Below are 26,744 nucleotides of genomic sequence, written 5' to 3' on the forward strand. Positions count from 1 at the left end.
TCACGCGCGATTCGAATCCTCGCCGCGAGGCCCGGCCGGCGTCCGCTCGGTCGGCTCCGGTTCGTTCGTGACCGTCACGGTGTGCCGTTCCCCGCGGTGCGTGAACGTGAAGGTCAGGCTCTTCCAGGACGCCGGCAGCTGCGGGTGCGTGCTGAACCCGTCCGCCGTCAACCGCAGCCCGGCGAAGCCGTAGACGGCCGCCTGCCACATGCCGCCCGCGGACGCCCCGTGGATGCCGTCGGACGCGTTGTGCCGCACGTCCAGCAGGTCGGCCCGGGCCGCGCGCAGGAAGTGGTCGTAGCCGCGCTCGGAGTCCCCGGCCCGGCAGGCCATCACGGCGCTGATTGACGGCCCCAGGCTGGAGCCGAACTCGTGGTCGGTGCGCGGGTCGTAGTAGGCGTAGTTGGCCCGGAGCTGCGCGGACGTGAACTCGTCCGAGAGCAGGTACTGCAGCATCATCACGTCCGGCTGCTTGAGCACCTGCGTCCTCGCGCACCCCTCGATCCCGTCGATCTGCTGCATCGACTCGGTGCGCTCGGGACTGCGCAGCAGCTCGATATCGGCGTCGGGCAGGGCGAAGTAGCCCTCGAACTGCTCCACGAGCCCGGTCTTCTCGTCCAGGGGCAGAAACATGCCGGCCGCGACGGTCTTCCAGGAGGCCCGGGCCTCGTCGTCGATCGCCAGCGCCTCCCCGAGCTCGGCCGCGCGCTGCGGATGCTTGTCGGACAGCCACCTCCACACGTCCTCCGCGGCCCGCAGGTGCCAGCGGGCGAAGTAGTTCGTGTAGGCGTTGTCGTCCACGTGGTCGTGGTACTCGTCGGGGCCGATGACTTCGCGGAAGTGGTAGCGACCGTCCTTCTCGAGCGTGGCCGCGGACGCCCAGAACCGGGCGCCGTCCAGGACCATCTCGGCGCCCATGTCGCGCATGAAGTCGTCGTCGCCGGTCGCGCCCCAGTACTGCAGGACGCCGAACGCGATGTCGGCGGTGATGTGGATCTCGATGTCGCCGGTCCAGATCCGCACCAGCTTCGTGCGGTCGTTCAGGTCGGGCACCCAGGTCGGCGTCACCTCGACGCCCTCGCCGGCCGACTCCCACGGGTACTGCGCGCCCCGGTAGCCGTTCGCCGCAGCCTTCGCCCGCGCGCCCGCCAGCCCGTGCCAGCGGTAGGCGAGCATGTTGCGGGCCACCTCGGGCTCCGTGTGGACGAAGAGCGGCAGCATGAACGACTCGGTGTCCCAGAACACGTGGTGGCGGTAGCCGAAGCCGCTCAGCGTCTTCGCGCCGATGCTCGCCCGGTCGGTGAACCGCGGGGCGGCGATCTGCAGCTGGAACAGGTTGTAGCGCAACGCGATCTGCGCCTCCGGGTCACCGTCGACGACGATGTCGCTCGCCGCCCAGCGGTCGGCCCACACGGCGGAGCTGCCGGCCAGCACCGCCGCCCAGCCGGCGTCCGCCAGCTCGCGGGCCAGGCCGAACGCCTCGCCGACCGGGTCCGCGGAGCTCACCGACGCGATCGTCGCGACGTACTTGGTCAGCACGGCGGTCGTCCCGGCCGTCAGCTCGCACTCGTGCTCGACGGCCGGCGCTCCGTCGGCATCGCTGCCCCACGCCTTCGACCCGGCGCCCTGCAGCGTCACGACAGCGGCCTGGGCGACCTCGATGGTGGTGGCGCGGGTACGGACCCGCAGGGAGGCGGCCCACTCGTCGGACGTCTGCCCGACGTGGTCGAAGTGCACGCGCCCGGTGTTCTCGACGTGGCTGTCCAGCGGTGCGCGCAGCCGCACCCTGGCGTCCGCGTCCGCGGTCACGCTCACCCGGACGGCCGAGCCGCCGGCACGCGACGCGTCCACGAACCGCTCGAAGGCCAAGGTGACGGCCGGGGCCTCGTCGTTGGCACGCCAGCGCGCCGTCCGCGTGAGCAGCCCGGTGCGCAGGTCGAGCCGGCGGTGGTAGTCCTCGACGACTCCGCGGCGCAGGCTGACGCGCTCGCCGTCCACCCACACGTCCACGCCGATCCAGCGCGGCAGGTTGGCGAGCTCGCTCATCCCGACCGGCTCGTCGTCCCAGACCCCGTGCAGGAACGTCGCCGGATCCTCGCCGGCCAGCCCCTCCTCGAAGCTGCCCCGGACGCACTGGGCGCCGTTGCCGATCGTGAACACCGTCTCGCGGTGCCGCACGCGCTCGGGCTCCGGGACGGCGTCCTCGACGATGACCCAGCCGTCGTCCTGCTCGTCCTGCGTTGCCGGAACGTCCCCGGTCACGGCCACCTGTCAGCCTCCTCGCTGTGTCTTGCCGGGCCTTCTCCCGCGTTGAGCCGCTGCCGCGGCCCGCGCCTCACAGGACCGCGGCGATGGCCTTCGCGACGTACTCCACGTTGGCCTGGTTCAACGCCGCGATGCAGATGCGGCCCGCGTCGGTGCCGTAGACGGCGTACTCGTGACGGAGCTTTTGCATCTGCTCCTTGGTGAGCCCGGAGTAGCTGAACATGCCGACCTGGTCGGTGATGAAGCTCATGTCCTGTGCGACGCCGGCGGCCTTCAGGCCCTCCACGAGCGCGACGCGCATCGCCTTGATCCGGGTGCGCATCTGGGCGAGCTCGCCCTCCCACTGGGCGCGCAGCGCGATGTCGTCCAGGACGGTCGCGACGATCGCGGCGCCGTGCGTGGGCGGGTTCGAGTAGTTCGTGCGGATGACGATCTTCACCTGCGACATCACCCGGGCCGCCTCCGCGGCGTCCGAGCAGACGATGGAGAGGGCGCCGACGCGCTCGCCGTACAGGCTGAAGCTCTTGCTGAACGACGTCGACACGAAGAACGACGGCACCTCGGCGGCGAACCGGCGGACGACGAGGCCGTCCTCTTCGAGCCCCTCGGAGAAGCCCTGGTAGGCCATGTCGAGGAACGGCGTCAGGTTGCGCCGCTTGACCGTCTCGATGACCGTGCCCCACTGCTCGGCGTCGAGGTCGTAGCCGGTCGGGTTGTGACAGCACGCGTGCAGCACGACGATCGTGCCGGCCTCGGCGGCCTCCAGGTCGGCGATCATCCCCGCGAAGTCGATGCCGCGGGCGTCCGCGTCGTAGTAGCGGTACTCCTCCACCGTGAAGCCGGCGCGGGTGAACAGCGCCCGGTGGTTCTCCCAGCTCGGGTGCGAGATGAGGACCTTCGCGTCCGCGCTCAGCGTGCGCAGGAAGTCGGCGCCGACCTTGAGGGCGCCGGTGCCGCCGAGGGCCTGCACGGTGACCACGCGGTCCTGTTCGACGGACGGCCCGAAGACCAGCTTCTTCACGTTGGCGTCGTAGGCGGCCATGCCGGGGATCGGCAGGTACCCCCGCGGGGTCGCCTTCTCCTGCAGCCGTTCCTCGGCGACGCGGACGCAGCCCAGCAGCGGCAGGCGGCCGTTCTCGTCCTGGTAGACGCCGACGCCGAGGTTGACCTTGGCCGGGTTCGTGTCGGCGTTGAACTGCTCGGTGAGGCCCAGGATGGGATCGGCGGGCGCGGCTTCGACGGACGAGAACAAAGTCATGATGGGGATCCTTTCGGTCGCTGGCTCACTCTACCGATCCGGAGCGGGTCCGCTCGGAAACGTCGGCGGAACGTCCACCGCAGACAACGGGTGCCCTGGGCACTAGATTTCCCAGGGTGACGATCCGGGTTGCCCTCCAACACCGCACGACCTACACGTTCGCCGAGCCGGTGCGGGTCTATCCGCACGAGGTCCGATTGCGACCGGCCCCCCACACGCGGACGCCGATCAGCGCCTACTCGCTGACCGTCCACCCGCGCGATCACTTCCTGAACTGGCAGCAGGACCCCTTCGGCAACTACCTGGCGCGGCTCGTCTTCCCGAACCCGGTGAGCGAGCTCGACATCACGGTCGACCTCATCGCCGACATGACCGTCATCAACCCCTTCGACTTCTTCGTCGAGGAGTACGCCGAGACCTTCCCGTTCAGCTACCCGGACGCCATGGCACGCGACCTGGCGCCCTACCTCCGTCCCATCGAGGCGAGCCGCCTGGACGACTGGATCGAGCGCACCATCCACGTGCCGGACGAGGGGATGCGGATCGTCGACTTCCTCGTGATGGTCAACCAGGCCGTCACCGGCGACGTCGCCTACAGCGTCCGCATGGAGGCGGGCGTCCAAGACCCGGACACCACGCTCGACCGAGGCATCGGCTCGTGCCGCGACTCGGGCTGGCTGCTGGTCGCCGTGCTGCGCAGGTTGGGGCTGGCGGCCCGCTTCGTCTCGGGGTACCTCATCCAGCTCGCCGCCGACGTCGCCCCGTTGGAGGGGCCGTCCGGGCCTGCTGAGGACTTCACCGACCTGCACGCCTGGGCCGAGGTGTTCGTCCCCGGCGCGGGCTGGATCGGCCTGGACGCCACGTCCGGCCTGTTCGCCGGCGAGGGCCACATCCCGCTGTCGGCGACCCCCGACCCCGCATCGTCCGCCGCCATCTCGGGCGCGACCGCGCCGGTCGACGTGACCATGAGTTTCTCCAACACCGTGCGCCGCATCCACGAGGACCCCCGCGTCACCAAGCCGTACACCGACGAGCAATGGTCGGCCGCGGACGCCCTCGGCCAGCACGTGGACGGGCTGCTGCGCGCCGGGGACGTCCGGCTGACGATGGGCGGGGAGCCGACGTTCGTGTCGGCCGACGACACCTCCTCACCCCAGTGGCAGGGTGCCGCCGATGGCCCCGAGAAGCGCGCGCTCGCCCACGACCTGGCCACGCGGTTGTTCGATCGCTGGGCTCCCGGCGGCCTGATCCACCACGGGCAGGGCAAGTGGTACCCGGGCGAGCCGCTGCCCCGCTGGCAGCTGACCATGACGTGGCGCGCCGACGGCGTCCCGATCTGGGAGGACCCGGATCTCGCCGACGACCCGTGGCGCGACCCGGTCGTCCCGGCCGGCTCGGCCGAGGCGAGGATCGCCGCCCGCGACCTTGCGCTGTACATCGCCGCGAAGATGGGCATCCCGCAGACGTTCGTCCTGCCGGCCTACGAGGACGTCCTCAACGACGCCCTCCAAGAGGCCCTCGCGCCCGAGGGTGACGAGCGTCCCGCGTTCGACCCGGATCCCGGCGAGGACACCCCCGAGGGCCGGCGGGCGATCGTCGACCGGTTCGATGCCGACCGCACCGACCCCGCCGGTTGGGTCGTGCCGATCTTCCGCACCGAGGACGGGGAGCGCTGGGGCACCTCGCAGTGGCGCACGCGTCGCAGGCACCTCTACCTGACCCCCGGCACGTCGCCGGTGGGGCTGCGGCTGCCGCTGGCGTCCCTGGCCTGGGACGGCCCTCCTTACGAGCCCGAACGCTCCCCGTTCGAGGAGCTCGGCCCCCTGCCGGAGATCTCCGGTGAGGCCGCGGAGCCTGCGGACGTCCTGGACGTCGCCGAGGCGCCCCACCACGCCCTGTGCGTCGAGGAGCGCGAGGGGCACCTGTTCGTGTTCCTGCCGCCGCTGACGCACCTCGAGGACGCCCTCGACCTCGTCGCCGCGGTCGAGGCGTCCGCCTCGGCGATCGAGCTCCCCGTCGTCCTCGAGGGCTACCCGTTGCCGTTCGACCTGCGCGTCAAGACGCTGTCCGTGACCCCCGACCCGGGAGTCATCGAGGTCAACACGCAGCCGACGTCCTCGTGGGTGGAGCAGCGCGATCTCACGCTGTCGCTCTACGAGGACGCCCGCCGGTCGCGGCTGGGCACCGAGAAGTTCGACGTCGACGGCACCCACACGGGCACCGGCGGCGGCAACCACTTCACCCTGGGCGGGGCGACCCCCGCGGACAGCCCCCTGCTGCGCCGCCCCGACCTGCTGCGCTCCCTCATCACGTACTGGCAGCACCATCCGTCCTTGTCGTACGTGTTCTCCGGACGCTTCGTCGGTCCCACCTCCCAGGCGCCACGCGTGGACGAGGGCCGCGCCGACACCCTGTACGAGCTGGAGATCGCCTTCAGCGAGCTCGATCGCCTCGGCGAGGACGTCTCGCCCTGGCAGGTGGACCGTCTGCTGCGCCACCTGCTCACCGACCTCACCGGCAACACCCACCGTGCCGAGTTCTGCATCGACAAGCTGTACTCCCCCGACTCGCAGCGCGGACGCCTCGGCCTGCTCGAGATGCGCGCCTTCGAGATGCCGCCGCACTCCCGCATGGCCCTGGTGCAGACGCTCTTGGTGCGCACCCTGGTCGCGCGGTTCTGGGCCGAGCCGTACGCCCACGACCTCGTCCGCTGGGGGACGCGCCTGCACGACCGTTTCCTGTTGCCGGAGTACGCGCGCCTCGACCTGGACGGCGTGATCGATGAGGTGAACGCCTTCCTGGCCACGTCCACCGACCTGCGGTTCGACAAGGCGTGGCTCGACCCGTTCTTCGAGTTCCGCTTCCCGCGCCTCGGCGAGCGGGACATCGCCGGCGCGCACCTCGAGCTGCGCCAGGCCATCGAGCCGTGGAACGTGCTGGGCGAGGAGGCCACCTCCAGCGGCACCGCCCGCTACGTCGACAGCTCGGTCGAGCGGGTGCAAGTGATGGCCACAGGCCTCGTCGAGGGACGCCACCGCGTCACCTGCAACGGCGTCCCGGTCCCGCTGCACACGATCCGGACGGGCACCCAGGTCGCGGGCGTCCGGTACCGGGCGTGGGCGCCCCCGTCGTCGCTGCACCCCACCATGGGCGTCCACAGCCCGCTCACGTTCGACGTGGTGGACACATGGAACGGCCGCTCCCTGGGCGGCTTCACCTACCACGTCGTCCATCCGGGCGGACGCAGCTACGACACCACCCCGGTCAACGCGGTGGAGGCCGAGTCGCGGCGCGAGTCGCGGTTCGAGGAGCTCGGCCTGACGGGGGGCTTCGTCGACACCTCGACGTGGCCCGAGACGACGTTCACCGGCGAGGCCGAGTTCCCCGTCACCCTCGACCTGCGCCGACACACCCCGGGTTCAGTGGCGGAACGTGACGGGTGAGGGGCCGGGGGCGGCCTAGGCTCCCCATCATGACGGTCGCCGACAGCGAGCTCCCCGACGCCCTTGTGGACGCCTATCGCCCCAAGGCGATGCGGGCGTCAGGCGTGGACGAACTGGTCACCACCGACGGTGTACGTGCCGGCAACGACCCGCTCGCGGACGCCCTGCGCGGCTCCGGCCCGACGCAGCTGCTGGCCGCCGCCAAGGACGTCCAGAGGTTCGCCGCCGACGACGGCATCACCTACGGCGAGAGCGCCGGCGAGGGCATCCCCCGCCCGTGGCAGATCGACCCGCTGCCGGTGATGATCACGGGCGCCGAGTGGGCGCGCCTGGAGACCGGCCTCGCCCAGCGCGCGATGCTGCTGCGCGCCACCTTCGACGACCTCTACGGTGAGCGGCGGCTGCTGCGCTCGGGCACGGTGCCGGCTTCGGCCGTCCTGGCGCACGAGAGCTTCGTTCGGGCGGCGTCCGGCATCCGCACCGAGCGGCGCCGCCTCGTGCAGACCGCCACCGACCTCGGACGCGACGCCTCCGGCGAGTGGACCGTCCTGTCGGACCGCACCCAGGCGCCCTCCGGGGCGGGCTACGCGATGGCGACGCGCCGCATCGTCAGCAAGGCACTCCCACGCCTCCACCGGCGAACCGATCTAGCCCGACTGAGAACGTTCTTCCACACCTGGACGGCCGCCACCCAAGCCGTCGCACCGCCGTCCGACAGACCGCCCCGCGTCGTGCTGCTCACCCCCGGGCCCGACTGCGAAACAGCCTACGATCAGGCCTTTTCCGCGTCCCTGCTGGGCTTCCCGCTCGTCGAGGCGGACGACCTCGTCATGGAGGGCGGACGCGTCTGGCTCCGCACCCGCGACCGCCTCGAGCAGGTGGACGTCGTCGTGCGCCGCGTCGACGAGGCGTTCGCCGATCCGCTCGACATGCGCGGCGACAGCCTGCTCGGCGTCCCCGGCCTCATCGAGGCCACCCGCAACGGGACCGTCGCGGTCGCCAACCCCATCGGCTCGGGGCTGTTGGAGAACCCGGCGCTGCACCCCTTCTGGCCGGCGATCGCCCGCGAGGTGCTCGGCGAGGATCTGCTGCTGCCCACCGTGCAGACGTGGTGGTGCGGCAACGAGGCGTCCCGGTCGCACGTGCTGGCCAACCTGGACTCCCTCGTCATCAAGCCGATCTCCCACGGCGCGGGACGCCCCGTCGCCGGCCGGACGCTCGCCGCCGGCGCCCGCGAGGAGCTCGCCGCCCGCATCGCCGCGGAGCCCTGGGCCTGGGTCGGTCAGGAGGCGCTGCCCCTGTCGACCACGCCGGTCGTCACGCGCAACGGCCTCGAGCCGCGCCCGTTCGTGCTGCGCTCGTTCGGGGTGCACACCACCGATGGCTACGAGGTGTTCCCGGGGGGCCTCGGCCGGGCCGGCACGGACGCCGACGAGTTCGGCGTCACCATGCTCGGCGGCGCCACCGCCAAGGACGTCTGGGTGGTCTCGTCCACCGACCCCGCGCACCGGTCGTGGCTCGCGCGGCCGGAGGAGCCGCGCGTCGTCGTCCACCGGCCCTCGCGCGACCCGCTGCTCACCCCCCGCGTCGCGGACAACCTCTACTGGCTTGGTCGTTACGCCGAGCGCGCCGAAGGGACCACCCGCCTGCTGCTCGTCGCCGACGACCTCGCCGAAGATCACAGCGCCCGCCCCGGCACCCCGGGCGGGCGAGCGATGCAGGCGATGTTCGAAGCCATCGACGCGGTCACGCTGATCGGCGCTTACACCGCCGCGGAGTCGGCCACCGGATACCTGCGCGCCGGCGTCCTGGACGCCTCGCGCAAGGGATCGGTGCTGTCCTGCGCGCGCAAGCTGATCAGCTCGGCCCAGCACATCCGCGAGATCGCCTCCACCGACATCTGGCCGGTGCTGGCGTCCCTGGAGCGGGTGCTCGACCGCATCGAACCGGACGACGACCAGCTCACCCCGCATCTCGAACGGGTGCTGCAGCGGCTGCTCGCCCTGGCCGGCATCACGGCGCACGGCATGGTCCGCGACGCCACCTGGGCGTTCCTCGACGCGGGTGCGCGCATGGAGCGCGCACAGTTCACCACCCAGCTCGTCCGCACGACCTTGAGCAAGGAGCTGGCCCCCAACGTCGAGAGCCTCGTCACCGAGGCGCTGCTGCACGTGGGCGACTCGATCCTCACCCACCGGCGACGCACGGCCACCGGCGCCGGACCGTCGGACGCCCTGGAATCGACGCTCGACCTGCTGCTCGCCGACCGCAAGAACCCCCGCTCGGTGGGCTTCCAACTCGACCGGCTCGTCGAGGACTTCGCCCTCATCGGCGACGCCGACCTCATCAGCCGCGCCGCGATCATCAACGACTCGATCTCGGACTTCGACCTGACGGTCCTCGCGGACGACCCCGGCGCGCTCAGCCGGTCGCTGGGTCAGCTGTTCACCGACCTGCTCGAGCTCAGCGATCAGATCGGTCGCGCCCACTTCGTCCGCCAGGCGCCCTCCCAGCCGGTGCGGGCGCGCTGGTCCACTCCCTGGCAGGTGGCGTGATGACGACGACTCCTCCGGTCCCCGACCACTTCGCCGCGCGCTCCTACGAGGTGCGGCACCGGACGACGTACACCTACGACCTGCCCTGCGAGGCGGCCTACGAGCGCGGCATGATCGACCCCCGCGAGACGCCCGCGCAGACCATCCGGGAGACGTCGCTGACCGTCACCCCCGAACCGGACGCCCACACCGAGCACCTCGACTACTTCGGCAACCACTCCGCCTACATCGAAGTTCGGACGCCCCACACGACGCTGGAGCTGCTGAAGAAGTCTATCGTGGACGTCGCGCGCGCGCGTCCCGACCTCGACCACCTCAACCAGTGGACGGTCGCCGAGGCGGCCGCGTTGGTCGCCGAGAGGGCCGATCCCGTCGAGGCCGCCGACTTCCTGCTCCCGTCACCGCTGGTGGAACTCGCGCCAGCCGTGAAGGAGTACGCGCTCACGATGCTGCCGCCCGATCGCGGCCTCGGCGACGGCATCATGGCCGTCACCACCGGGATCTTCGCCGACTTCCGCTACGACCAGAAGGCGACGACGGTGCGCACGACGCTGCCGGAGTTGCTGAAGATCCGCAGGGGCGTGTGCCAGGACTTCGCCCAGCTCGCGATCGGCTGCTTCCGCAGCGTCGGGCTCCCCGCGCGGTACGTGTCGGGCTACGTCGAGACCTACGCGCCGCCCGGTCAGAAGAAGCTCGAGGGTTCGGACGCCTCGCACGCCTGGACCGGGGTCTGGACGCCCGACGGCACCTGGATCGACCTCGACCCGACGAACAACCACCTCGTCGACAGCCGCTACGTCATCACCGCCTGGGGACGCGACTTCCGGGACGTCTCGCCGCTACGGGGCGTGATCCACACGGAGGCGAAGAACTCCAAGCTGAAAGTGGGTGTGGACGTCATCCCGCTGGGGCTGCGCGACGCGTCCTAGCCCGCAGCAGCGCGTCGGCAGGGAACGTCAGACCGCGTCGGTCGGGGTGTTGCGTGGATCGCGGGGCGTCACCCGGCGCAGCGTGTGGAACGCCCGGTCTTGGTAGACCACCGGCTCCCCGGGCGAGCCCTCGATGACCTCGACCACCTCGGCGACCACCAACCGGGACGTCCCGACGCTCACGACGTCCCTCGTGCGGCAGCGCAAGGCGACGCGGCCGCTGGGCAGGTAGGGCTCACCCGTGGGGAGCGTGACCCAGCCCTGCTCGGGCGTGAAGCGCTCCGAACCGCTGCGCGCGAACGTCTGTGCGAGCTCGACGTCGTGCGCTCCGAGCATGTGGACGACGCAGGTGCCGGCGTGCAGCAGGCCCTCGGCGTTGGGACCGGAGCCGGAGATGACGTAGGCGAGCGACACCGGATCGACGCTCACCGAGACGACGCTGGACGTGGTCAGACCCACCGGCCCGTCAGTCCCGGCCGCGGTCACCAGCGCCACGCCGGAGGGATGGCCGCGGAAGGCTGCCCGGAACCCGTCGATCAGCGACGGCTCAGCCACGTCAGGCGCGCAGGTCGGAGTAGTCAGGGTGCTTCTGGATCCATTTCGCGACGTAGGGGCACACCGGGTTCACCTTGAGGCCCTGGTCGCGGATGTCGTCCAGCGCGTACTGCACCAGCTCGCCCGCCAGACCGCGGCCGCCGAACTCCTTGTCGACCTCGGTGTGCGGCATCGTCACGACGTCGCCATCGACGCTGTAGTCGGCGAGGCCGACGCGCTGGCCGTCCACCTCGATCTCGTAGCGGCTGTCCTTCTTCGTCACAGTTGCCATACCGCCATAACACCCCGGACAGACCGGATCATTCCAGCCCTCGACGTGGAAGATTTTTCAACTATGCTTCCCGCCATGACCATCTCTCGCCGGCAACTTCTTGCCCTCGGCGGAGGCGCCGTCGCCACCGCCACCCTCGCTGCCTGCGGCAGCAACACAGGACGCCCCGCGGCCACTCCCAGCGCGTCCTCCTCCAGTTCTGGCGGAGCCAAGCCAACGCTGGCGCAGTGGTACCACAAGTACGGCGAGGACGGCGTGGAGCAGGCCGTCAAGAAGTGGGCCGCCGAATACCCCGACGCCACCGTCAACGTCAACTGGTCCCTGGCGAGCAATTACTCCCAGGCGGTCTCGTCCGCGTTGCTCACCGCCAACGCCCCCGACGTCTTCGAGTACGAGCTCGGGCCGACCCTCGACATGATCAAGGCGGGCCAGGTCGCCGACCTCACCGACATCGTCGGGGACGCCAAGTCCGACTTCATGGCGCCCCTGCTGGAGCGCTTCACCTGGGACGGCAAGATCTACGGCATCCCGCAGACCGTCGACATGCAGCTCCTCTACTACCGCAAGTCCGCGCTCAGCAAGGCCAAGCAGAAGGTCCCGACGACGCTGGACGAGCTGGCCACCGTCGCCAACGCCGTCACCACCTCCGACATGGGCGGGTTCTTCGCCGGCAACGACGGCGGCCTGGGCGTCCTGGCCAACGTGCTCATCTGGTGCGCGGGACTGGACCAGTTCAGCTCCGACAACAAGTCCGCGACGTTCAACGCGCCGGCGCTTTACGACGCCGTCACCAAGTACAAGAAGCTCTTCGACTCCAAGGGCATGGTCAAGAGCGCCTCAGGCGACTGGTACGAGCCGTCCGCGTTCGTGAACTCCGAGGCGGCCATGCAATGGGGCGGTCTGTGGGACATGCCGAAGGTGCAGGAGTCCCTGGGCGACGACTTCGGCGTCGCGCCCTTCCCGTCGTCCGGCGGCTCGGGCAAGCAGGTCGTCCCGTTCGGCGCGTTCGGCGCGGCCGTCAACGCCAAGGGCAAGAGCGTGGACGCCGCCAAGGCCTTCGTCAAGTGGCTGTGGGTCGACCAGACCGACAAGCAGGTCGCGTTCTCCAACGACTTCGGCTACCACATCCCCGCCCGCACCTCGCTGTTCTCGCGCGCCGACAAGGTGGCGAGCGGTCCGGGCGCCGAGGCGGCCAAGCTCGTCTCCGAGCTCGGCAAGGTCAACAGCATCCTCTGGACGCCCGCGACCAACGAGGCCTACGCGGCGGCGCTCACCCACGTCGTGAAGAACGGCAATGATCCCAAGGCGGAGTTCACCGCCGCTGCGAGCAAGGCCAACGCCGAGCTCAAGCGCATCAACGGCTGAGCCGATGGCCGATGCCGTGTCGGTGATGCCGCAAGCGGCGCACCCGGGCCGGACGAACGCCCAGAACCGTCGGCTGTGGTTCTGGGCGTTCGTCGGGCCGTTCCTCGCCGGCCTCTTGCTGTTCGTCTACATCCCGATCGGGTGGAGCCTGTACCTGTCGTTCTTCGACGCCCGCAACACGGTCACGCCCACCCACTTCGTCGGGCTGGGCAACTACGCCTACCTGCTCTCGGACGAGCTGTTCCTCTCCAGCATGGGAACGTTCGTGGTGTTCGCGGCGTGCATCGTGCCGCTCACGTTCGCCTTCTCGCTGGGGCTGGCGCTGCTGTTGCGCCGGGTGACGTTCCTGCAGGCGTTCTTCCGGTCGTCCTTCTTCCTCCCGACCGCGGTCAGTTACGTCATCGCGTCCATGGTCTGGAGGTTGTCGTTCTTCAACGGCGCCCGCTTCGGCCTGGCCAACACGATGCTGCGCTCGCTGGGCCTCGACCCGGTGAACTGGCTGGGCGGCGAGAACTACTGGTACTGGTTCGTGCTGGTCAGCCTGCGGCTGTGGCTGCAGGTCGGCTTCTACATGATCTTGTTCATCGCGGGGCTGAACGCCATCGATCCGCAGGTCTATGAGGCCGCGGCCATCGATGGCGCCACGGGCTTCGCCGTCTTCCGCTCGATCACGTTCCCTCTGCTGCGCGGGACGTCCGTGGCCGTCGCGATGCTGCTGCTCATCAACGCGTTCCAGGCGTTCGACGAGTTCTTCAACACCCTCAACACCGTCGGCGGCTACCCGCCCTATGCCCGCCCGCCGCTGGTGTACCTCTACCTGATCAGCTTCGGCGGCGGAACCCAGGACCTGGGCATCGGCTCGGCCGGGACGATGATCCTGACCCTGGTCATCCTCGTGTTCAGCCTGCTGCAGAACCGGGTGCTCGCGATCGGGGCCGACCGATGAGGCCCAGCGCAGGCGGACGCGCCGTCAGCTACGTCGTGCTGAGCGTGCTCGCGGTGCTGTTCCTGTTGCCGTTCTACGTCATCGTCCGCAACGCGTTCTCCACCCAGCAGTGGATCACCGCCCCGCGCTGGCACTGGCTGCCGAACGTCTTCGACCTGCGCAACGTCGAGGCGATCATGAGCGACGAGAGCGTCCAACTCGGCCGCTCCCTGCTCAACTCCGCGATCGTGTCGGTGGTGCAGACGGGCGCCACCGTCGTGATCTCGATGATGGCCGGCTACGCGCTGGCCCGGTACAGCACCCGCGCGGCGAAGGCGATCCTGGGGCTGACGGTCTTCACCCTGATGGTGCCGACGACCGTGACGTTCGTGCCGATGTTCGTGATGGTCAGCTCGCTCGGCTGGATCTCCACCTACCGAGGGCTGATCATCCCGGCGCTGTTCTCGGCGTTCGCCACCTACCTGTTCCGGACGGCCTTCGCCGACTTCCCCAAGGAGCTGGAGGAGTCGGCCTATCTGGACGGCGCGAACATCTGGTCGACGTTCTGGCGCATCGTGGTCCCGAACTCGCTGGGCATCATCGCCGCGGTCGGGACGATCACGTTCATCGGTTCGTGGAACGCGTTCCTGTGGCCGATGCTCATCGCCCAAGATCCCGAGATTCGGACGGTGCAGCTGACGCTCAGCCAGTTCATGACCAGCCAGGGCATCCGCTACCCCGCGATCTTCACGGGCGCGCTGATCGCGATCATCCCGACCCTGTTCGTCTTCCTGTTCCTGCAGCGCTGGCTCGTCCAAGGCGTCACCCAGTCGGGACTGAAGTAGCCCTCCAGCACCCCCTGCGTCCCTCCACAACGGTGGGTGTGCACGGCCACCGCGAGTCTCAGCGGTCCGGGCGGTCCCAGATCGTTTTGAGGCGGTGCACCCGTAGCGACGTGACGGCGACCGTCCCGGAGACCGAGCTCAGTGCGATGCCGCGAGGACCGTCGGCCGGAAAGCTCAGCGAGCTCACCGACTCGTCGCCGTCCCCGACGAAGACCTCGACCGAGCCGCGGTCGACCAGGATGCGCAAGCGGAGTCGGTCGCCGCCGCCGAAGGGCGCTGAGCGATAGCCGCGATCGCCCGGACCGGTGGTGCGCCGGTCAAGGCTGACGCGCCCGGCCAGGTCGTCGTAGGCCACGTAGGTGCACCGGCTTTCCGACGTCCGATGCACTTGGACGCCCACCTGCTCCGCCGTTGTCGCAGCGAGGTCAACTTCCAGCTCGATGTCGGCGGTCTCGGCATCGTCCCAGAGCACTCTGTCCTCGTTGACCCCCAGCACGAACGACCCGAAATCAGCGGTCTCGGTGCGAAGCGCTTCAACCTCCCGAATCGGGATGCTGATCAACCGGTTGTCGTCGGAGAGCCGCACCTCTCGCGGCACGGCCAGCTGGCCGCTCCAGCCGTCCTCGGCCTGGCTGGCCAGGGGAAGCACGAACCCCCCCATCCAACCGATCATGAGCCGTCGGCCGTCCGGGGCCTCGAAACCCTGGGTTGCGTAATAGTGGTGTCCCCAGTCGAGAGGGCGATAGTCGGTGAGCACCTCGAAGTCGCCGCCGGGCGCCCACCTCCCCACAACGTAGCCGCCGTTGTGGCCGTTGCGCAGCGCATAACCGTGCTGCTTTGCCTGGGTCATCGGCCCGTAGGCGATCACCCAGCGGTCGCCGAACGGGATGAGGTCGGGGCACTCGACCATGAAGACGTTCGGGTCGGGGTCGCGGTACAGGACGCGGTCGAACTGCCACGTCCGAAGGTCAGTCGACGTGTAGAGCCAGACCTCGCCGCGCCCTTCGGCCGACGAGGCGCCGAAGACCATGTACCAGCCACCGTCTTGTCGCCACACCTTCGGGTCGCGGAAATGCTGCAGCTCCGGCGGCCCCTCGATGACGGGACCCTTCTTCTCGAAGGTCACTCCGTCCGTCGAGACGGCCATGCATTGCACCTGCAGGTTGCCCTCGGCGTCGTCAACGCCGTTGCGCCAGCGGTGGCCGGTGTAGAACACCACCAGGCGTCCCTCGTCGTCGACGACAGCGGAGCCAGACCACACGCCGTCCTTGTCCTCCTCGATGCTGGGGGCGAGCGCGATCGGTTCCCGGCGCCAGGTGATCAGATCGGCACTAGATGTACCGACCGGGGACGTTGATCAATCGTGAGAAGGGCGGCTGATTCCCGCAGGCCGTGTGGGGCCGGTGGTGGTTGTAGTGGTGCAGCCAGGCATCGAGGGCGTCTCGGCGTTCCTGCTCACTCGTGTAGCAGCGGGCGTAAGCCCATCCGTCGGCCAGCGTGCGATGAAAGCGTTCGACCTTGCCGTTGGTCTGCGGGCGGTATGGGCGCGTGAACTTCGGACGGATCGACAGTGCTTCGCAGGTGTCACGCCACAGGTATGACCGGTAGGCGCCGCCGTTGTCGGACAGAACTCGCTCGATGGTGACGCCGCGGTCGGCGACCAGTCGACGGCCCGGTGCAGGACGCCGGCGGCGGTGACGGCGGTCTCGTCGTCGTGGACTTCGGTGTAGGCGACGCGGGAGTGGTCGTCGATGACGGTGTGGACGAAGGCGTATCCGAGTTTCGGGTTGCGCCACTTGCTGCGGGGCTTGTCCGGGGTCGCGGCGCGGTTCTTCTCGCCCTGGCGGCGGCCGACGTAGCGCCAACCACCGCCATGAGGGATGTTGCCGAGCTTCTTCACGTCCACGTGGACGAGCGCGCCGGGGTGGTCATGTTCGTAGCGCCGGATCGGTTCTCCGGTCGCACGGTCCACATAGGAGAGACGATTTAGGCGCCCGGCGACGAGGATTCGGTGCACGGTCGATGGCGCGATCCGCAGGCGGGCAGCCAGCTGGGTAGGACCTTCCCGTAACCGCATTCGCAGGCTGATGCATCGCTTCGTCGTCGCCTTGCTCGTCTTGTGCGGCGAGGATTTCGGACGCGAGGAACGGTCTTCCATCGGTTCGCCTGCACGGTAGCGATCAACCCACCGCTTGACTGTGGGCCAGGAGACCTGGAAGCGGGCGGCGACTTCACTGATGGGCCAACCATCGTCGATGACGAGCTTGGCGACCTTGAGCCGATGGCGAGGTGTCAGGGCTGCGTTGGCGTGCATCACTGGGCTCCTGACTCGACGGGCGTCGTCTCCGGCGTTCGGAGTTGCCCCAGGACGGCAAGGAGGATCGCCGTGGCGAGCGGCACGAGGCCGGCGGCGATGAACAGGCTGCCGGTGTGGAGGTGTCGGCTGAGCAGTCCGGTGAGGGCGATGGACAGGGGCATGAAAGCGATGGAGATGAAGAAGTCGAGGCTGGCGATCCGGCCGAGCATCTCCAGCGGGACGTGTTCCTGCAGGACTGTGCCCCAGATGACCATTCCGATCCCGATGCACGCTCCGTAGAGCGCCAATCCGGCGCCGATGGCCCAGGGATTGCTGGTGATCGCGGGAACTGCCAGTGGCAGGCAGCCGAGTGTCCAGGCACCGACCATCGCGTGCAGGAAGCGTGAGGGGGTGGGCCACGAGCCGGCGAGGAGGGAACCCGCCAGGCCGCCGATGCCCAGAGCTGCGATGACCGTTCCGTACACAGCGGCACCGTTGTCGTGGCTTGAGCGGAGGAGGGCGGGCAGAAGGACTTCCAGCGGGCCGGTCACGACCAGGCCCATGGCGGCCGCGAACAGGACGCTGGAGCGGACCCAGCGCGTGCGCGCTACGTAGCCGAACCCGTCGAGCAGGTCCCGCAGTGGCGAGGGGGCCGGAGCCTCGGCTTCGGACTCGGCCGGACTGGCCGCCGGAAGGCGCAGGGCAGCGATGAGAGCGATCCCCAGCGCCCCGGCGATGAGGTACCCGCCCGCGGCGGGCATGCTCGCGCCGATGACGGCCCCGACTGCGGCGGGGGCGAGGCTCTGTCCGACCAGCGGTCGGGTGGCGCCTTCGAGCCCGTTGACGGCCATCAGGTCGTCGCTGCCCACGAGGACGGGGACGAGCGCGGTGTAGGCCGGGAAAAAGAAGGCGGTCGAGGCCCCGATGATGAACGCGGACACCGCCAGTATCCAGAAGGTGACCATGCCGACGATCGCAGCGGTGGAGGTCGCTGTCGCGACGGCGAGGTTGAGCGTGAGGACGCCAACGATGACGGACTTCTTGGGGATCCGGTCGGCAAGTACCCCGGCAGGCAGAGACCCGGCGAGCAGACCGATGCCGCTCCACGCCACGACACCCGACAAGGTGGCCGGCGTTGCGCCCAGGTCTAGGGTCTGCACGGCCAGGTAGAGGGCCCAGGCACCCTGGGCGAAGACGGTCAGCACCATCGCAGCGAACAGCCGGCGGTAGGTGGGAAGGGTCAAAGGGCGAAGCGGGTTCATGCCAGGTCCTTGGGGTCGAGGCTCAGGTGGGGCCAGTCGGCGAGGTCGGCGAGCATCTGCCGGTCGTGCGTGGCGACGATCACGGCACAGGAAGTCCGCACGAGCTCGGTGGTGATGTCGTCGACGAGGCTCGACGACAGATGGTTGGTGGGTTCGTCCAGGAGCAGCAGGTCCGGGTCCATCGCCAGGCACATGGCCAGATGAAGGCGGCGTTGCTGCCCTTGCGACAGACGCCCCACGGGGGTGCGGGTTGCCGCAGGCTCGAGCAGCCCGAGCGATCCGAGGGACGGTGCCTGTGACCGGCGGACCTGCGTGGCCAGGTACGTCTCGAAAACCACGTGGGCGGGGCGGGCGTCGTCCCAGTCCGGGACCTCCTGCGACAACAGGGCGACGCGCGCCCCCGGGTTCACCCTCAGCTGCCCCGCACTCGGGTCCAGCCGCCGACCGAGCAGCCCCAGCAGCGTGGACTTCCCCGCGCCGTTCGGCCCGGTGACCAGCAACCGGTCTCCACCACTGATGTCCACGGACACCGGCACGGCCAAGCGGTCCATCACGGAGACCATGGCGGCGGTCACGATGCTCTGACCAGGGCGGGCCGACGATACGGGCCAGCCCAACCGCAGTGGCGGCGTCGGCACGTCGATCTCATGACGCTCCAGATCCTCGACGCGGCGGTTGAACGCCTGGACCACCCCGGCTGCGCGGGTGGCGCGTTGATGCTTGCCCGTGCCCTTGTCAGGTCGCCATCCGCCCTGTGACAGGCGGGAGCGCGCTTCGGCTGCAGCGCGCGTCAATTCTTGGTGCTGGGCGACCTGGTCAGCGTGGTCCTGCTCCCAGGCGGCTCGTTCTCGTTGCCGCCCTTCGCTCCATCCCTGATAGCCGCCCGAGTACACGCGGGGGCGGCCGTCGCGTGTCGGGTCGAGATCCAGGAAGCTGGTCGCCACGTCCCGCAACAGGGCGCGGTCATGGCTGACCAGGGCAAGGCCACCTGGGTGCTCGCGCAGGCGGTCGGTCAGGAACGACAGGCCTGCACCGTCGAGGTGGTTGGTGGGTTCGTCCAACAGAAGCAGGTCTGGGGCCGAGCCGAGTGCCACGGCCAGGCGGACCCGGTACCGCTGGCCGACCGACAAGGTCGACAGGAGGCGACCGCGGTCGCCGCATGCGTCCAGACCGGCCAGCGCGATGTCCACACGGCGTTCGGCATCCCACGCATCCAAGAGCGTGGCTGTCTCCAGCGCGGCCGAGTAGGCGTCGGCCGCGTCTTCTCCTGCCCCCAGCGCCGCGCTTGCGACGTCGAGGGCCTGCAGGGCGGCCCTGGATGGGGCCGTCGCCTCGGCGACGAGGTCGCCGACCGTCCGGTCGCCCTCGGTGAGCATGTCCTGCTTGACCAGGACGAGGGAACCCGCTCGGGTCACCACGCCTGAGTCGGGCGTCACGACTCCGGCCAGCACGTGGAGCAAGGTCGTCTTGCCCCGGCCGTTGTCTCCCACGATCGCCAGGCGTGAGCCGGCAGAGACCGTGACGTCCACCCCGTTCAGGACATGTCTGTCCCCGAGGGTGACGTTGATGGATTCAGCGCGGAGGTGTGCGGCAGCGCCCTGAGGCGTTCCATTCCAAACACACGACCGCGACGATTGCGTCGTTGGCATTGCGTACTCTCAGCTCGTCAAGGAGCCGGGCAACGCAAAGCGGCCGCCCGGCAGATGGCCAGGACGGCAGACGAGAGATCAGAAGGGGTCCCGCCGCCGTCAGCGGGCGGAACGCAGCTTCATCGAGGCAATGCCTGAGTACATGCGTTCGAGGCTACACAGCCTGCGGACCGTCGGCGAATCAATTAACGTCCCCGGTCAGTACAACTAGAGACGTGCCCCCAGTGCATCGGGCCCCATTCGGCCTTGTCGGGGTAGTGTTGGAAGAAGACGTGATAGCGGCCCTGGAAGTAGCACAGGCCGTTCGGGTCGTTCATCCAGCCGGCGCGCGGGGCGATGTGGAACATCGGGTACCAGCGGTCCTTGCGGGTCACCAAGAGGGCGTCGTTCGCCCGCTCAGCCCGGTTACGTGCGTCCATCATGAGGGACTCCTCTCGAGTCAAGCGACCTTGGCGGGCGCGGGTACGAACGGGTCCCCCTCGACGTCTTGATGGTCTCGCTTCAGGACGAAGAACACCCACAGCAGCGAGACCAGTACGACGCCCGCGATCACCAGGAAGGTGGGCTGGTAGCCGATCTGGTCGCGCAGGGTACCGAGCGGGGCCGACAACACGACGTTGCCCAGTTGCGAGGCCAGGTTGAAGCCGACGAGGTAGAGGGTGGCCGAAAGCGCCGGGTTGAAGTGCAGGGTGAAGTACCGAAAAATCGGCAGCACGAACAGCGGCACCTCGAGCGCGTGCAGCATCTTGACCAGCGAGATCGCGACGGGGCCGTGCAGCATGCCGCAGCCAAAGATGCGGACGAACATCACCGTGGCGCCGAGCAGCAGCGTGTTGCGGACGTCGATGCGCCGCATGATCAGCGGGACCACGCCCATCATGGCCGCCTCAAGGAACACCTGCACTGAGTTGAGGATGCCGTAGGCGTTCTGGCCGTGCGAAGGAGTGTCGAACATGCTGACGTAGAAATCCGGGAACTTCTGCTGGTCGAAGACGGTGTAGAAGGTCCACGACAACAAGACGAACACGATCACCGCCCATACCTTGCGCGACTTCAGCAGCGCCACCATGTCGGCCACGCTCGGGGTGGTCGGCTTGGTCTGGCCGGGTTCTGGCGCCTCAGCTCGCTGCGGGTGCCAGAACAACTGGACGCAGAGCTGAAGGACGCCGAGTGCCGACCCGATCCAGAACAGCGCCAGCGGGTTGATCGGGAAGACGAATCCCGCCACCAGCGCCACGATCGCGTAACCGAAGGAGCCCCACATGCGGGCCTGGCCGAACTCGAAGTTGTTGCGCCTGCTAAGCCGCTCGACGAACGCCTCGAACAGGCCAACGGCACCCACAAACCCGGCCGCCAGGACGACGCCTCCGAGGATCGCGCCGAGCATGAAGTTGTTCTCGAGCAAAGGCCGTAGACAAACGTGGTGAACGGACCGATCAGCGCCGCAATAGCGGCGAGGGTGATCGTGAGGTGGCGACGCAGGTCAAGCTTGTCCTGGATCGTGCCGTAAAGCAGCATGAGCACGAGCGTGAAGACGCCGTTGATGGAGTAGATGGTCTAGACCTGGGTGCCGTTCAGCATCAGGCCGCCCTCTTCGCTGGTGAGCCAGATCTGGAAGAACGACCACCAAATGCCCCACGACATGAAGAACAACATGATCGTGACGGACCCGTACAGATAAGCCGGGTTCTTGACCGACTCTTTCAAACTCGCCATGGCCGAGACCTTTCATCGTTGAAGGGATCGCGCGCAGCCGGGCTGCTTAATCGCTTAAGCAGCAAGCTGACAACCCACCCCGAAGGAGCGCCAGAGGGCTGCTGAAACGGTTAAGCAGGACGCACGGATGTGCGCTCGATGAGCGGCATGGAAAGCAACTGTTCACCGGGCGGCAGTGTGCGCTCGCCGCGGGACAGAGTCTCCAGGACACGGGTCGCCCCAAGACCGCCCATCTCGCGGTAAGGCAACCGCATGGTCGTCAGACCAGGACGGAGCATCCCGGCAAGTTGCTCGTCGTCGAACGACATCACCGACAGGTCGTCCGGGATGCGCAACCCCCGCTCCGCGGCCGCCTGGTAGACGCCGAATGCGATCCGGTCGTTCGCGGCCAGCACGGCGGTGACATCGTCGGTGCGGCTCAGGATCTCCCGGGCCCCCTGGTAGCCCAGGTCGGGCTCCCAGGCGGCACCGCGGTGCTCATCGACGAAGCTCAGCCCTGCGTCGCTCATGGCCCGGTCGATCCCCTCCATCCGACGGCCGATGGTCACCGAGATCGGCGGCAAAGGCGGGGTGACGTGGCGTCCGATCAAGGCGATGCGGCGATGCCCGCGCTCGAGGAGGTAGCGCACGGCGTCGTAGCCCCCGGCGAACTCGTCCGGCAGGATGCTCAGGCAGCCGTCCGCCGTTCCGTTGATCACCACACGAGGAACGGGCCGCTGCGGGCTGGGCAGCGTGATCTGCCGGGCCACCATCAGCCCCACGACCAAGCCGTCAGTTCCACGCTCCTTGAACGACCGCACTGCGTCCGCGATGCGCTCAGGGCGCCGATCGGTCTCCATGATCATGACCATGTGGTCCCGCTCCTCGGCGACGTCCAGGATGCCGCGCAACATCGCGGATGCGAACCGCGTCACCGTCACCTCATCGGACAGGAAGCCGATCGTCGCGGTCCGTCCGGCGCGAAGGTTCCGCGCGGTCGCGTTCGGGACGTAGCCCAACTCGTCAGCGACCTGCCGCACCCGCATCGCCGTGGCCTCCGGGATGCGCGAGCCGGGGGCGTTGTTGAGCGCCATGCTGACCGTCGCCGTCGAGAGACCTGTGTAGCGGGCGATGTCGGCGAGGGTCACACGGGATTGCACGTCGGCCAATGTAACCGCCCCCGGCTAGCCTTGCGGGCGTGCAAGCCTTCATCGTCCGGCGAGCCGTCCCGGACGACGCAGACGCCGTGACCGACCTGTGGGTGCGGTCGTGGCTCGACACGTATGTCTCCCCCGAACACGGCGTGACCGAGGACTACCTCGCCACAATCATGACGCGGCGATCCTCTCGGGCCGGTCGCGAGCACCTGCGGCAGCAGTTGTCGTCGGGCGACACCCGTCGTCAGGCCATGTTCGTCGCCGAGGCGGACGGCCTCATCGTCGGGATGGCTGCCCCGCGCGTCGAAGAGGACGGGACCCAGCGCGTCGGCGCGCTCTATGTCAGCAAGGCCTGGCACGGCCGCGGACCCGGGAACGCGTTGATGAGCGAGGTGCTGGCGTGGCGCGACCCGAGCCGTCCGCTGCTGCTGGAGGTGGCCGTCTACAACGCCCGTGCGATCGCGTTCTATCGTCGCTGGGGCTTCGTGGCCCTGCCGGGCGCATCCGTGATGTCGGGGGTCATCCCGACGGTGCGCATGGAGCTCCCCGCTCGCCGTCAGCCAGGACACCCCCGCCGGTCTGCCGGACGCGGCACCGGACCCTCGGGCCCCCCGATGCCGGGGAAGCGTCGTCCGCGCGGCTGAGCGGACGGGGCGTCCCACGCCACACCCGAAGGTGCTGCCATGATGGGCGCCATGACCGACACCCCCGTCATCGATGTGCGCAACTTCCACATGCGTTTTGGGGCCAAGACCGTGATCGACGACCTCAGCTTCGACGTCCGTCCCGGGGAGACCTTCGGGTTGCTCGGATCGAACGGATCGGGGAAGACGACGACGCTCCGCGCGCTGCTGGGGATCTACCGCCCCACCGGCGGCTCGCTGCTGATCGACGGCCGGCCCTACGACCCCGCCACGCACCCCAGCCTCGGCTACCTCCCCGAGGAACGCGGCCTCTACAAGCGCGAGAAGGTGCTCGACGTGATGTCCTACTTCGGGCGACTCAAGGGCATGACCGGCTCGGACGCCACGTCCTGGTCGATGCGTTTCCTCGAGAGCGTCGGCCTGGCCGATCACGCGAAGACCCGGCTCGACAAGCTGTCGGGCGGTCAGCAGCAGAAGGTGCAGCTCGGGGTGACGGTGATGAACAACCCCCGCCTGCTGATCCTGGACGAGCCCACGAAGGGGTTCGACCCGGTCAACCGGCGCCTGCTGCTCAACGTCATCGAAGAGCATCGCCGCGCCGGGGCGACCGTCGTGATCATCACCCATCAGATGGAGGAGGTGGAGCGCCTCTGCGACCGGATCCTCCTGCTCAAGGACGGCCGCGCCGAGGCCTACGGCACCGTCGAGGACGTCCAGGACTCCTACGGCGGCCGCACCATCCGGCTCCGGCTGAGCGGGCCGCTCCCGGCGTCGCCGAACTATACCGTCCTGCACCAGGAGACGAACTTCGCCGAACTCGAGCTCGCCGACGGCGTCGACCCCGACGACGTGTTGCGCGACCTGCTGGCCTCCGGCGTCTCCCTCCGCTCGTTCGACTCCACGCGGCTGAGCCTGGACGAAGTGTTCCTTCGCGTGTACGGCACCACCCCCCAGGAGGCCTGACATGTCCGCCCACAACCTCGGCACGGTGATCGGCTTCGAGACCCGCCGCACCCTGCAACGCCCGTCCTTCTGGATCGCCACTCTCTCGGTGCCGCTGCTGATGATCGCGTTGTTCGCGCTGTCGTTCTTCAGTTCGGCCGGCGCCGCCAACGCCAGCAAGGGCGACGGCCCCATCCCGTTCACCTACACGGACGCGTCCGGGCTGATCTCACCGCAGGTCGCGCAGAAGGCCGGCGGCTCCCCCACCCAGGACGCCGCGGCCGCCCGCCAGGCGGTGTCCGACGGACGCGCGCAACTCCACATCGACTACCCGAAGGACGCCACAACCGAGCCGATCGTGCTCACGGGCGCTGACCGGGGGCTGGGGAACTCCGGGCCGTACACCACCCTCGCCAGGGGCGTCCTCGTCGATTCCGTCCAGGCCCGCATCGGCAACGAGAGCCTGGTGAACCTGCTCACGGACCCCCTCGATCTGCAGGTGCACACCTTCAGCGACGGTCAGGAGACCCCCGGCCCTGGCGCCGCCATCCTGCCGGGCGGCTTCCTGTTGCTGTTCTACTTCGCGATCCTCATGCTCGGCAACCAGATGCTCAACATCACGCTGGAGGAGAAGGAGAACCGCGTCACCGAGATGATCCTGACGACGATGAAGCCGCTCACGCTCATCCTGGGCAAGATCCTCGCGCTCCTCCTCGTCGGCATCACCCAGGCGTTGGTCATCAGCGTCCCGGTCATCGTGGTGCTCGGGATGCTCGGTCAGGTCACGGTGCCGGGAGACGAGGGCAACGTCTCGCTGAACATCGCCGGCAGCGCCCTCACCGTCGACCCGCTGCGGATCGTCATCGCGGCCGCGCTGTTCATCGCCGGCTTTGCCATGTTCACCGGCCTGCTGGTCTCGATCGGTTCGGTGATGCCGAACGCGAAGGAGGCCGGCTCCGCCTTCGGCCTGGTGGTGCTGGTGCTCTTCCTCCCCGTGTACGTGCTCGGCATGGTCCTCTCCGAGCCGCACGGCGTGGTTTCTCAGGCGCTGACGTACTTCCCTTTGACCGCCCCGGTGACGGCGCTGCTGCGCAACGCGCTGGGGACGCTGTCCCCGCTGGAGGCGGTGGGCGCGCTCGCCTCCACGGGGATCACGGCGGCGGTCCTCATCTGGGTCGGCGTCCAACTGTTCCGCACCGGCTCGCTCAGCTACGACCAGCGGCTGAACATCGCCAAGGCCCTGAGTTCATCCAAATCGTGAACAGTTCGCCATAGCGCCTGTCTGCCAGATATTTTTCGGCTTCCTGGGTGACTGAGCTACGATTGTTCGGTCACACCTCGTTCTCACAGTAGGAGTGGGTATGGTCCTCCACGCATCTTCTCCCCGACAGAAGTCCGCCATCGACCAGGTCGAGACCTACGGCGCGCACAACTACGCGCCGTTGCCGGTCGTCATCGCCCGCGCCGAGGGCGCTCGCGTCACCGACGTGGACGGCCGTGAGTTCATCGACTGCCTCGCCGCGTACTCCGCCGTGAACTTCGGTCACTCCAACGAGCGCCTGTTGGCGGCCGCGACCGAGCAGCTGCACAAGGTGACGCTCACATCCCGGGCGTTCTACTCCGAGCCCTACGGACCTTTCGTCCAGGCGCTGGCCGAGCTGTGCGGAAAAGACATGGTGCTGCCCATGAACACGGGGGTGGAGGCCGTCGAGACCGGCATCAAGACCGCACGCAAGTGGGGCTACGAGGTCAAGGGCGTCGCCGACGACCAGGCCAACATCATCGTCATGGACGGGAACTTCCATGGCCGCACCGTCACCGTGGTCTCGTTCAGCAACGACCCGGACGCGAGGCGCAGCTTCGAGCCGTTCACCCGCGGCTTCCGCAGCGTCCCGTTCGGGGACCCCGCCGCGCTCGAGGCAGCGATCGACGAGAACACGGTCGCCGTCCTGCTCGAGCCCATCCAGGGCGAGGCCGGCGTCATCGTCCCGCCCGAGGGCTACCTGCGCCAGGTGCGTGAGATCACGACCCGGCACAACGTGCTGATGATCGCCGACGAGATCCAGGCCGGCCTCGGCCGCTCGGGCACCACGTTCGCCTGCGACCGCGAGGACGTCGTCCCCGACGTCTACCTGCTCGGCAAGGCGCTGGGCGGCGGCATCGTGCCGTTGTCGGGCGTGGTGGCGAACTCCGACATCCTCGGGGTGTTTCAGCCCGGCCAGCACGGTTCCACCTTCGGCGGGAACCCGCTCGCGTGCGCGATCGGCAGCGAGGTCGTGTCGCTGTTGCGCGAAGGCACCATGCAGAGCGCGTCGCGCGACAAGGGGGCGCGCTTCCGCGCCGCGCTGGACCCCTTGGTCGATCGCGGGCTGCTCACGCAGGTGCGCGGTGCGGGGTTGTGGCTGGGCCTGGACGTGGATCCGGCGCTTGGAACGGCCCACGACATCTGCCACCGGCTGATGGACAAGGGCATTCTCGCCAAGGACACCCACACCAAGACGATCCGGTTCGCTCCCCCGCTGGTGATCAGCGACGAGGATCTCGACCGGGTCATCGACCTCACCACCGAGGCGCTCGAGGAGGCCGCAGCCCGTCCCGCCGCCTGACGTCGGCGCGGCCGTCCGCCGGAGCCGTCGATCGGTCGCCCGTGGCCACGATCCGGTAGCGGAGCAGGCACAAAGTGAGAGA

The 26,744-nt window shown here is 69.0% G+C and carries 20 protein-coding genes and 2 pseudogenes; 10 read left to right on the top strand and 12 right to left on the bottom strand.

Translation table 11 applies throughout. From position 1 onward, the window contains the following. The gene (locus BN1187_RS04770; protein WP_052462291.1) at window positions 1–2,268 is read right to left on the bottom strand and encodes a glycoside hydrolase family 65 protein; all 2,268 of its coding nucleotides are present in this window, start codon (window positions 2,266–2,268) and stop codon (window positions 1–3) included. A 67-nt stretch (window positions 2,269–2,335) separates the two neighbouring features. Next, window positions 2,336–3,523 (bottom strand): amino acid aminotransferase, encoded by a 1,188-nt coding sequence (locus BN1187_RS04775; RefSeq protein WP_040159206.1) that lies wholly within the window; start codon window positions 3,521–3,523, stop codon window positions 2,336–2,338. A gap of 116 nt (window positions 3,524–3,639) precedes the next feature. On the opposite strand from BN1187_RS04775, the gene BN1187_RS04780 reads away from it, so the two are divergent. From BN1187_RS04780 to BN1187_RS04790, 3 genes are read left to right on the top strand one after another with little or no spacing between them, the layout of a single operon-like run. Next, window positions 3,640–6,966 (top strand): transglutaminase family protein, encoded by a 3,327-nt coding sequence (locus tag BN1187_RS04780; protein ID WP_040159208.1) that lies wholly within the window; start codon window positions 3,640–3,642, stop codon window positions 6,964–6,966. A 29-nt stretch (window positions 6,967–6,995) separates the two neighbouring features. Further along, complete coding sequence (locus BN1187_RS04785) at window positions 6,996–9,521, top strand: circularly permuted type 2 ATP-grasp protein (protein WP_052462292.1); 2,526 nt, start codon at window positions 6,996–6,998, stop codon at window positions 9,519–9,521. Then, entirely contained in the window at window positions 9,521–10,450 is a 930-nt protein-coding gene (locus BN1187_RS04790) for a transglutaminase family protein (RefSeq protein WP_040159210.1), read from the top strand. Before BN1187_RS04785 ends, BN1187_RS04790 begins: the two co-directional genes overlap by 1 nt. 27 nt (window positions 10,451–10,477) lie before the next feature. Here the strand turns inward: BN1187_RS04790 and BN1187_RS04795 are convergent, their stop codons facing one another. Then, window positions 10,478–11,005: a flavin reductase gene (locus tag BN1187_RS04795; RefSeq protein WP_040159212.1), complete on the bottom strand. Its 528-nt coding sequence runs from the start codon at window positions 11,003–11,005 to the stop codon at window positions 10,478–10,480. Between the two features lies 1 nt (window position 11,006). Then, window positions 11,007–11,276: a GNAT family N-acetyltransferase gene (locus BN1187_RS04800; protein ID WP_040159216.1), complete on the bottom strand. Its 270-nt coding sequence runs from the start codon at window positions 11,274–11,276 to the stop codon at window positions 11,007–11,009. Between the two features lie 75 nt (window positions 11,277–11,351). Between BN1187_RS04800 and BN1187_RS04805 the strand changes: the two genes are divergently transcribed. The 3 genes from BN1187_RS04805 to BN1187_RS04815 are packed head-to-tail and all read left to right on the top strand — an operon-like array spanning window position 11,352 to window position 14,411. Beyond that, the gene (locus BN1187_RS04805) at window positions 11,352–12,641 is read left to right on the top strand and encodes an ABC transporter substrate-binding protein (protein WP_040159217.1); all 1,290 of its coding nucleotides are present in this window, start codon (window positions 11,352–11,354) and stop codon (window positions 12,639–12,641) included. 4 nt (window positions 12,642–12,645) lie between these two features. Further along, window positions 12,646–13,587 carry a carbohydrate ABC transporter permease gene (locus tag BN1187_RS04810; RefSeq protein ID WP_082034498.1) on the top strand — a complete coding sequence of 314 codons (942 nt, stop codon included), beginning with the start codon at window positions 12,646–12,648 and terminating at the stop codon, window positions 13,585–13,587. Continuing rightward, window positions 13,584–14,411: a carbohydrate ABC transporter permease gene (locus tag BN1187_RS04815; RefSeq protein ID WP_040159218.1), complete on the top strand. Its 828-nt coding sequence runs from the start codon at window positions 13,584–13,586 to the stop codon at window positions 14,409–14,411. Before BN1187_RS04810 ends, BN1187_RS04815 begins: the two co-directional genes overlap by 4 nt. Window positions 14,412–14,469: 58 nt before the next feature. Here BN1187_RS04815 and BN1187_RS04820 read toward each other — a convergent pair whose 3' ends face one another. The 8 genes and pseudogenes from BN1187_RS04820 to BN1187_RS04850 all read right to left on the bottom strand — a co-directional run bounded on the left by BN1187_RS04820 (window position 14,470) and on the right by BN1187_RS04850 (window position 22,473). Then, the gene (locus tag BN1187_RS04820) at window positions 14,470–15,735 is read right to left on the bottom strand and encodes a glycoside hydrolase family 32 protein (RefSeq protein WP_315969063.1); all 1,266 of its coding nucleotides are present in this window, start codon (window positions 15,733–15,735) and stop codon (window positions 14,470–14,472) included. A 7-nt stretch (window positions 15,736–15,742) separates the two neighbouring features. Further along, a pseudogene (locus tag BN1187_RS04825) lies at window positions 15,743–16,728 on the bottom strand (IS481 family transposase). Continuing rightward, complete coding sequence (locus tag BN1187_RS04830; RefSeq protein WP_040159223.1) at window positions 16,725–17,969, bottom strand: MFS transporter; 1,245 nt, start codon at window positions 17,967–17,969, stop codon at window positions 16,725–16,727. The pseudogene BN1187_RS04825 and the gene BN1187_RS04830 overlap by 4 nt, the downstream one beginning before the upstream one ends. Beyond that, window positions 17,966–19,498 carry an ATP-binding cassette domain-containing protein gene (locus BN1187_RS04835; RefSeq protein WP_235750592.1) on the bottom strand — a complete coding sequence of 511 codons (1,533 nt, stop codon included), beginning with the start codon at window positions 19,496–19,498 and terminating at the stop codon, window positions 17,966–17,968. The genes BN1187_RS04830 and BN1187_RS04835 overlap by 4 nt, the downstream gene beginning before the upstream one ends. A 305-nt stretch (window positions 19,499–19,803) precedes the next feature. Continuing rightward, window positions 19,804–20,040, bottom strand: coding sequence for a hypothetical protein (locus tag BN1187_RS04840; RefSeq protein ID WP_040159228.1), 237 nt, complete (start codon window positions 20,038–20,040; stop codon window positions 19,804–19,806). A 17-nt stretch (window positions 20,041–20,057) separates the two neighbouring features. Beyond that, window positions 20,058–21,136: pseudogene (locus BN1187_RS04845) on the bottom strand (oligosaccharide MFS transporter). A 39-nt stretch (window positions 21,137–21,175) separates the two neighbouring features. Beyond that, the gene (locus tag BN1187_RS14590; protein WP_218184566.1) at window positions 21,176–21,334 is read right to left on the bottom strand and encodes a hypothetical protein; all 159 of its coding nucleotides are present in this window, start codon (window positions 21,332–21,334) and stop codon (window positions 21,176–21,178) included. A gap of 110 nt (window positions 21,335–21,444) precedes the next feature. Next, window positions 21,445–22,473 (bottom strand): LacI family DNA-binding transcriptional regulator, encoded by a 1,029-nt coding sequence (locus BN1187_RS04850; RefSeq protein ID WP_040160025.1) that lies wholly within the window; start codon window positions 22,471–22,473, stop codon window positions 21,445–21,447. Between the two features lie 38 nt (window positions 22,474–22,511). On the opposite strand from BN1187_RS04850, the gene BN1187_RS04855 reads away from it, so the two are divergent. The 4 genes from BN1187_RS04855 (at window position 22,512) to rocD (ending at window position 26,662) form a co-directional block, all read left to right on the top strand. Continuing rightward, window positions 22,512–23,114, top strand: a complete 603-nt coding sequence (locus BN1187_RS04855; RefSeq protein ID WP_040159229.1) for a GNAT family N-acetyltransferase — start codon at window positions 22,512–22,514, stop codon at window positions 23,112–23,114. A 51-nt stretch (window positions 23,115–23,165) separates the two neighbouring features. Continuing rightward, on the top strand, window positions 23,166–24,077 hold the full coding sequence (locus tag BN1187_RS04860) for an ABC transporter ATP-binding protein (protein WP_218184567.1): 912 nt from the start codon (window positions 23,166–23,168) through the stop codon (window positions 24,075–24,077). Window position 24,078: 1 nt separating this feature from the next. After that, on the top strand, window positions 24,079–25,317 hold the full coding sequence (locus tag BN1187_RS04865; protein ID WP_040159230.1) for an ABC transporter permease: 1,239 nt from the start codon (window positions 24,079–24,081) through the stop codon (window positions 25,315–25,317). A 100-nt stretch (window positions 25,318–25,417) separates the two neighbouring features. Continuing rightward, complete coding sequence (rocD, locus tag BN1187_RS04870; RefSeq protein WP_052462294.1) at window positions 25,418–26,662, top strand: ornithine--oxo-acid transaminase; 1,245 nt, start codon at window positions 25,418–25,420, stop codon at window positions 26,660–26,662. Window positions 26,663–26,744: the final 82 nt, after the last annotated feature.

The organism is Nigerium massiliense (assembly GCF_000826085.1).
GTDB lineage: Bacteria > Actinomycetota > Actinomycetes > Propionibacteriales > Propionibacteriaceae > Propioniciclava > Propioniciclava massiliense.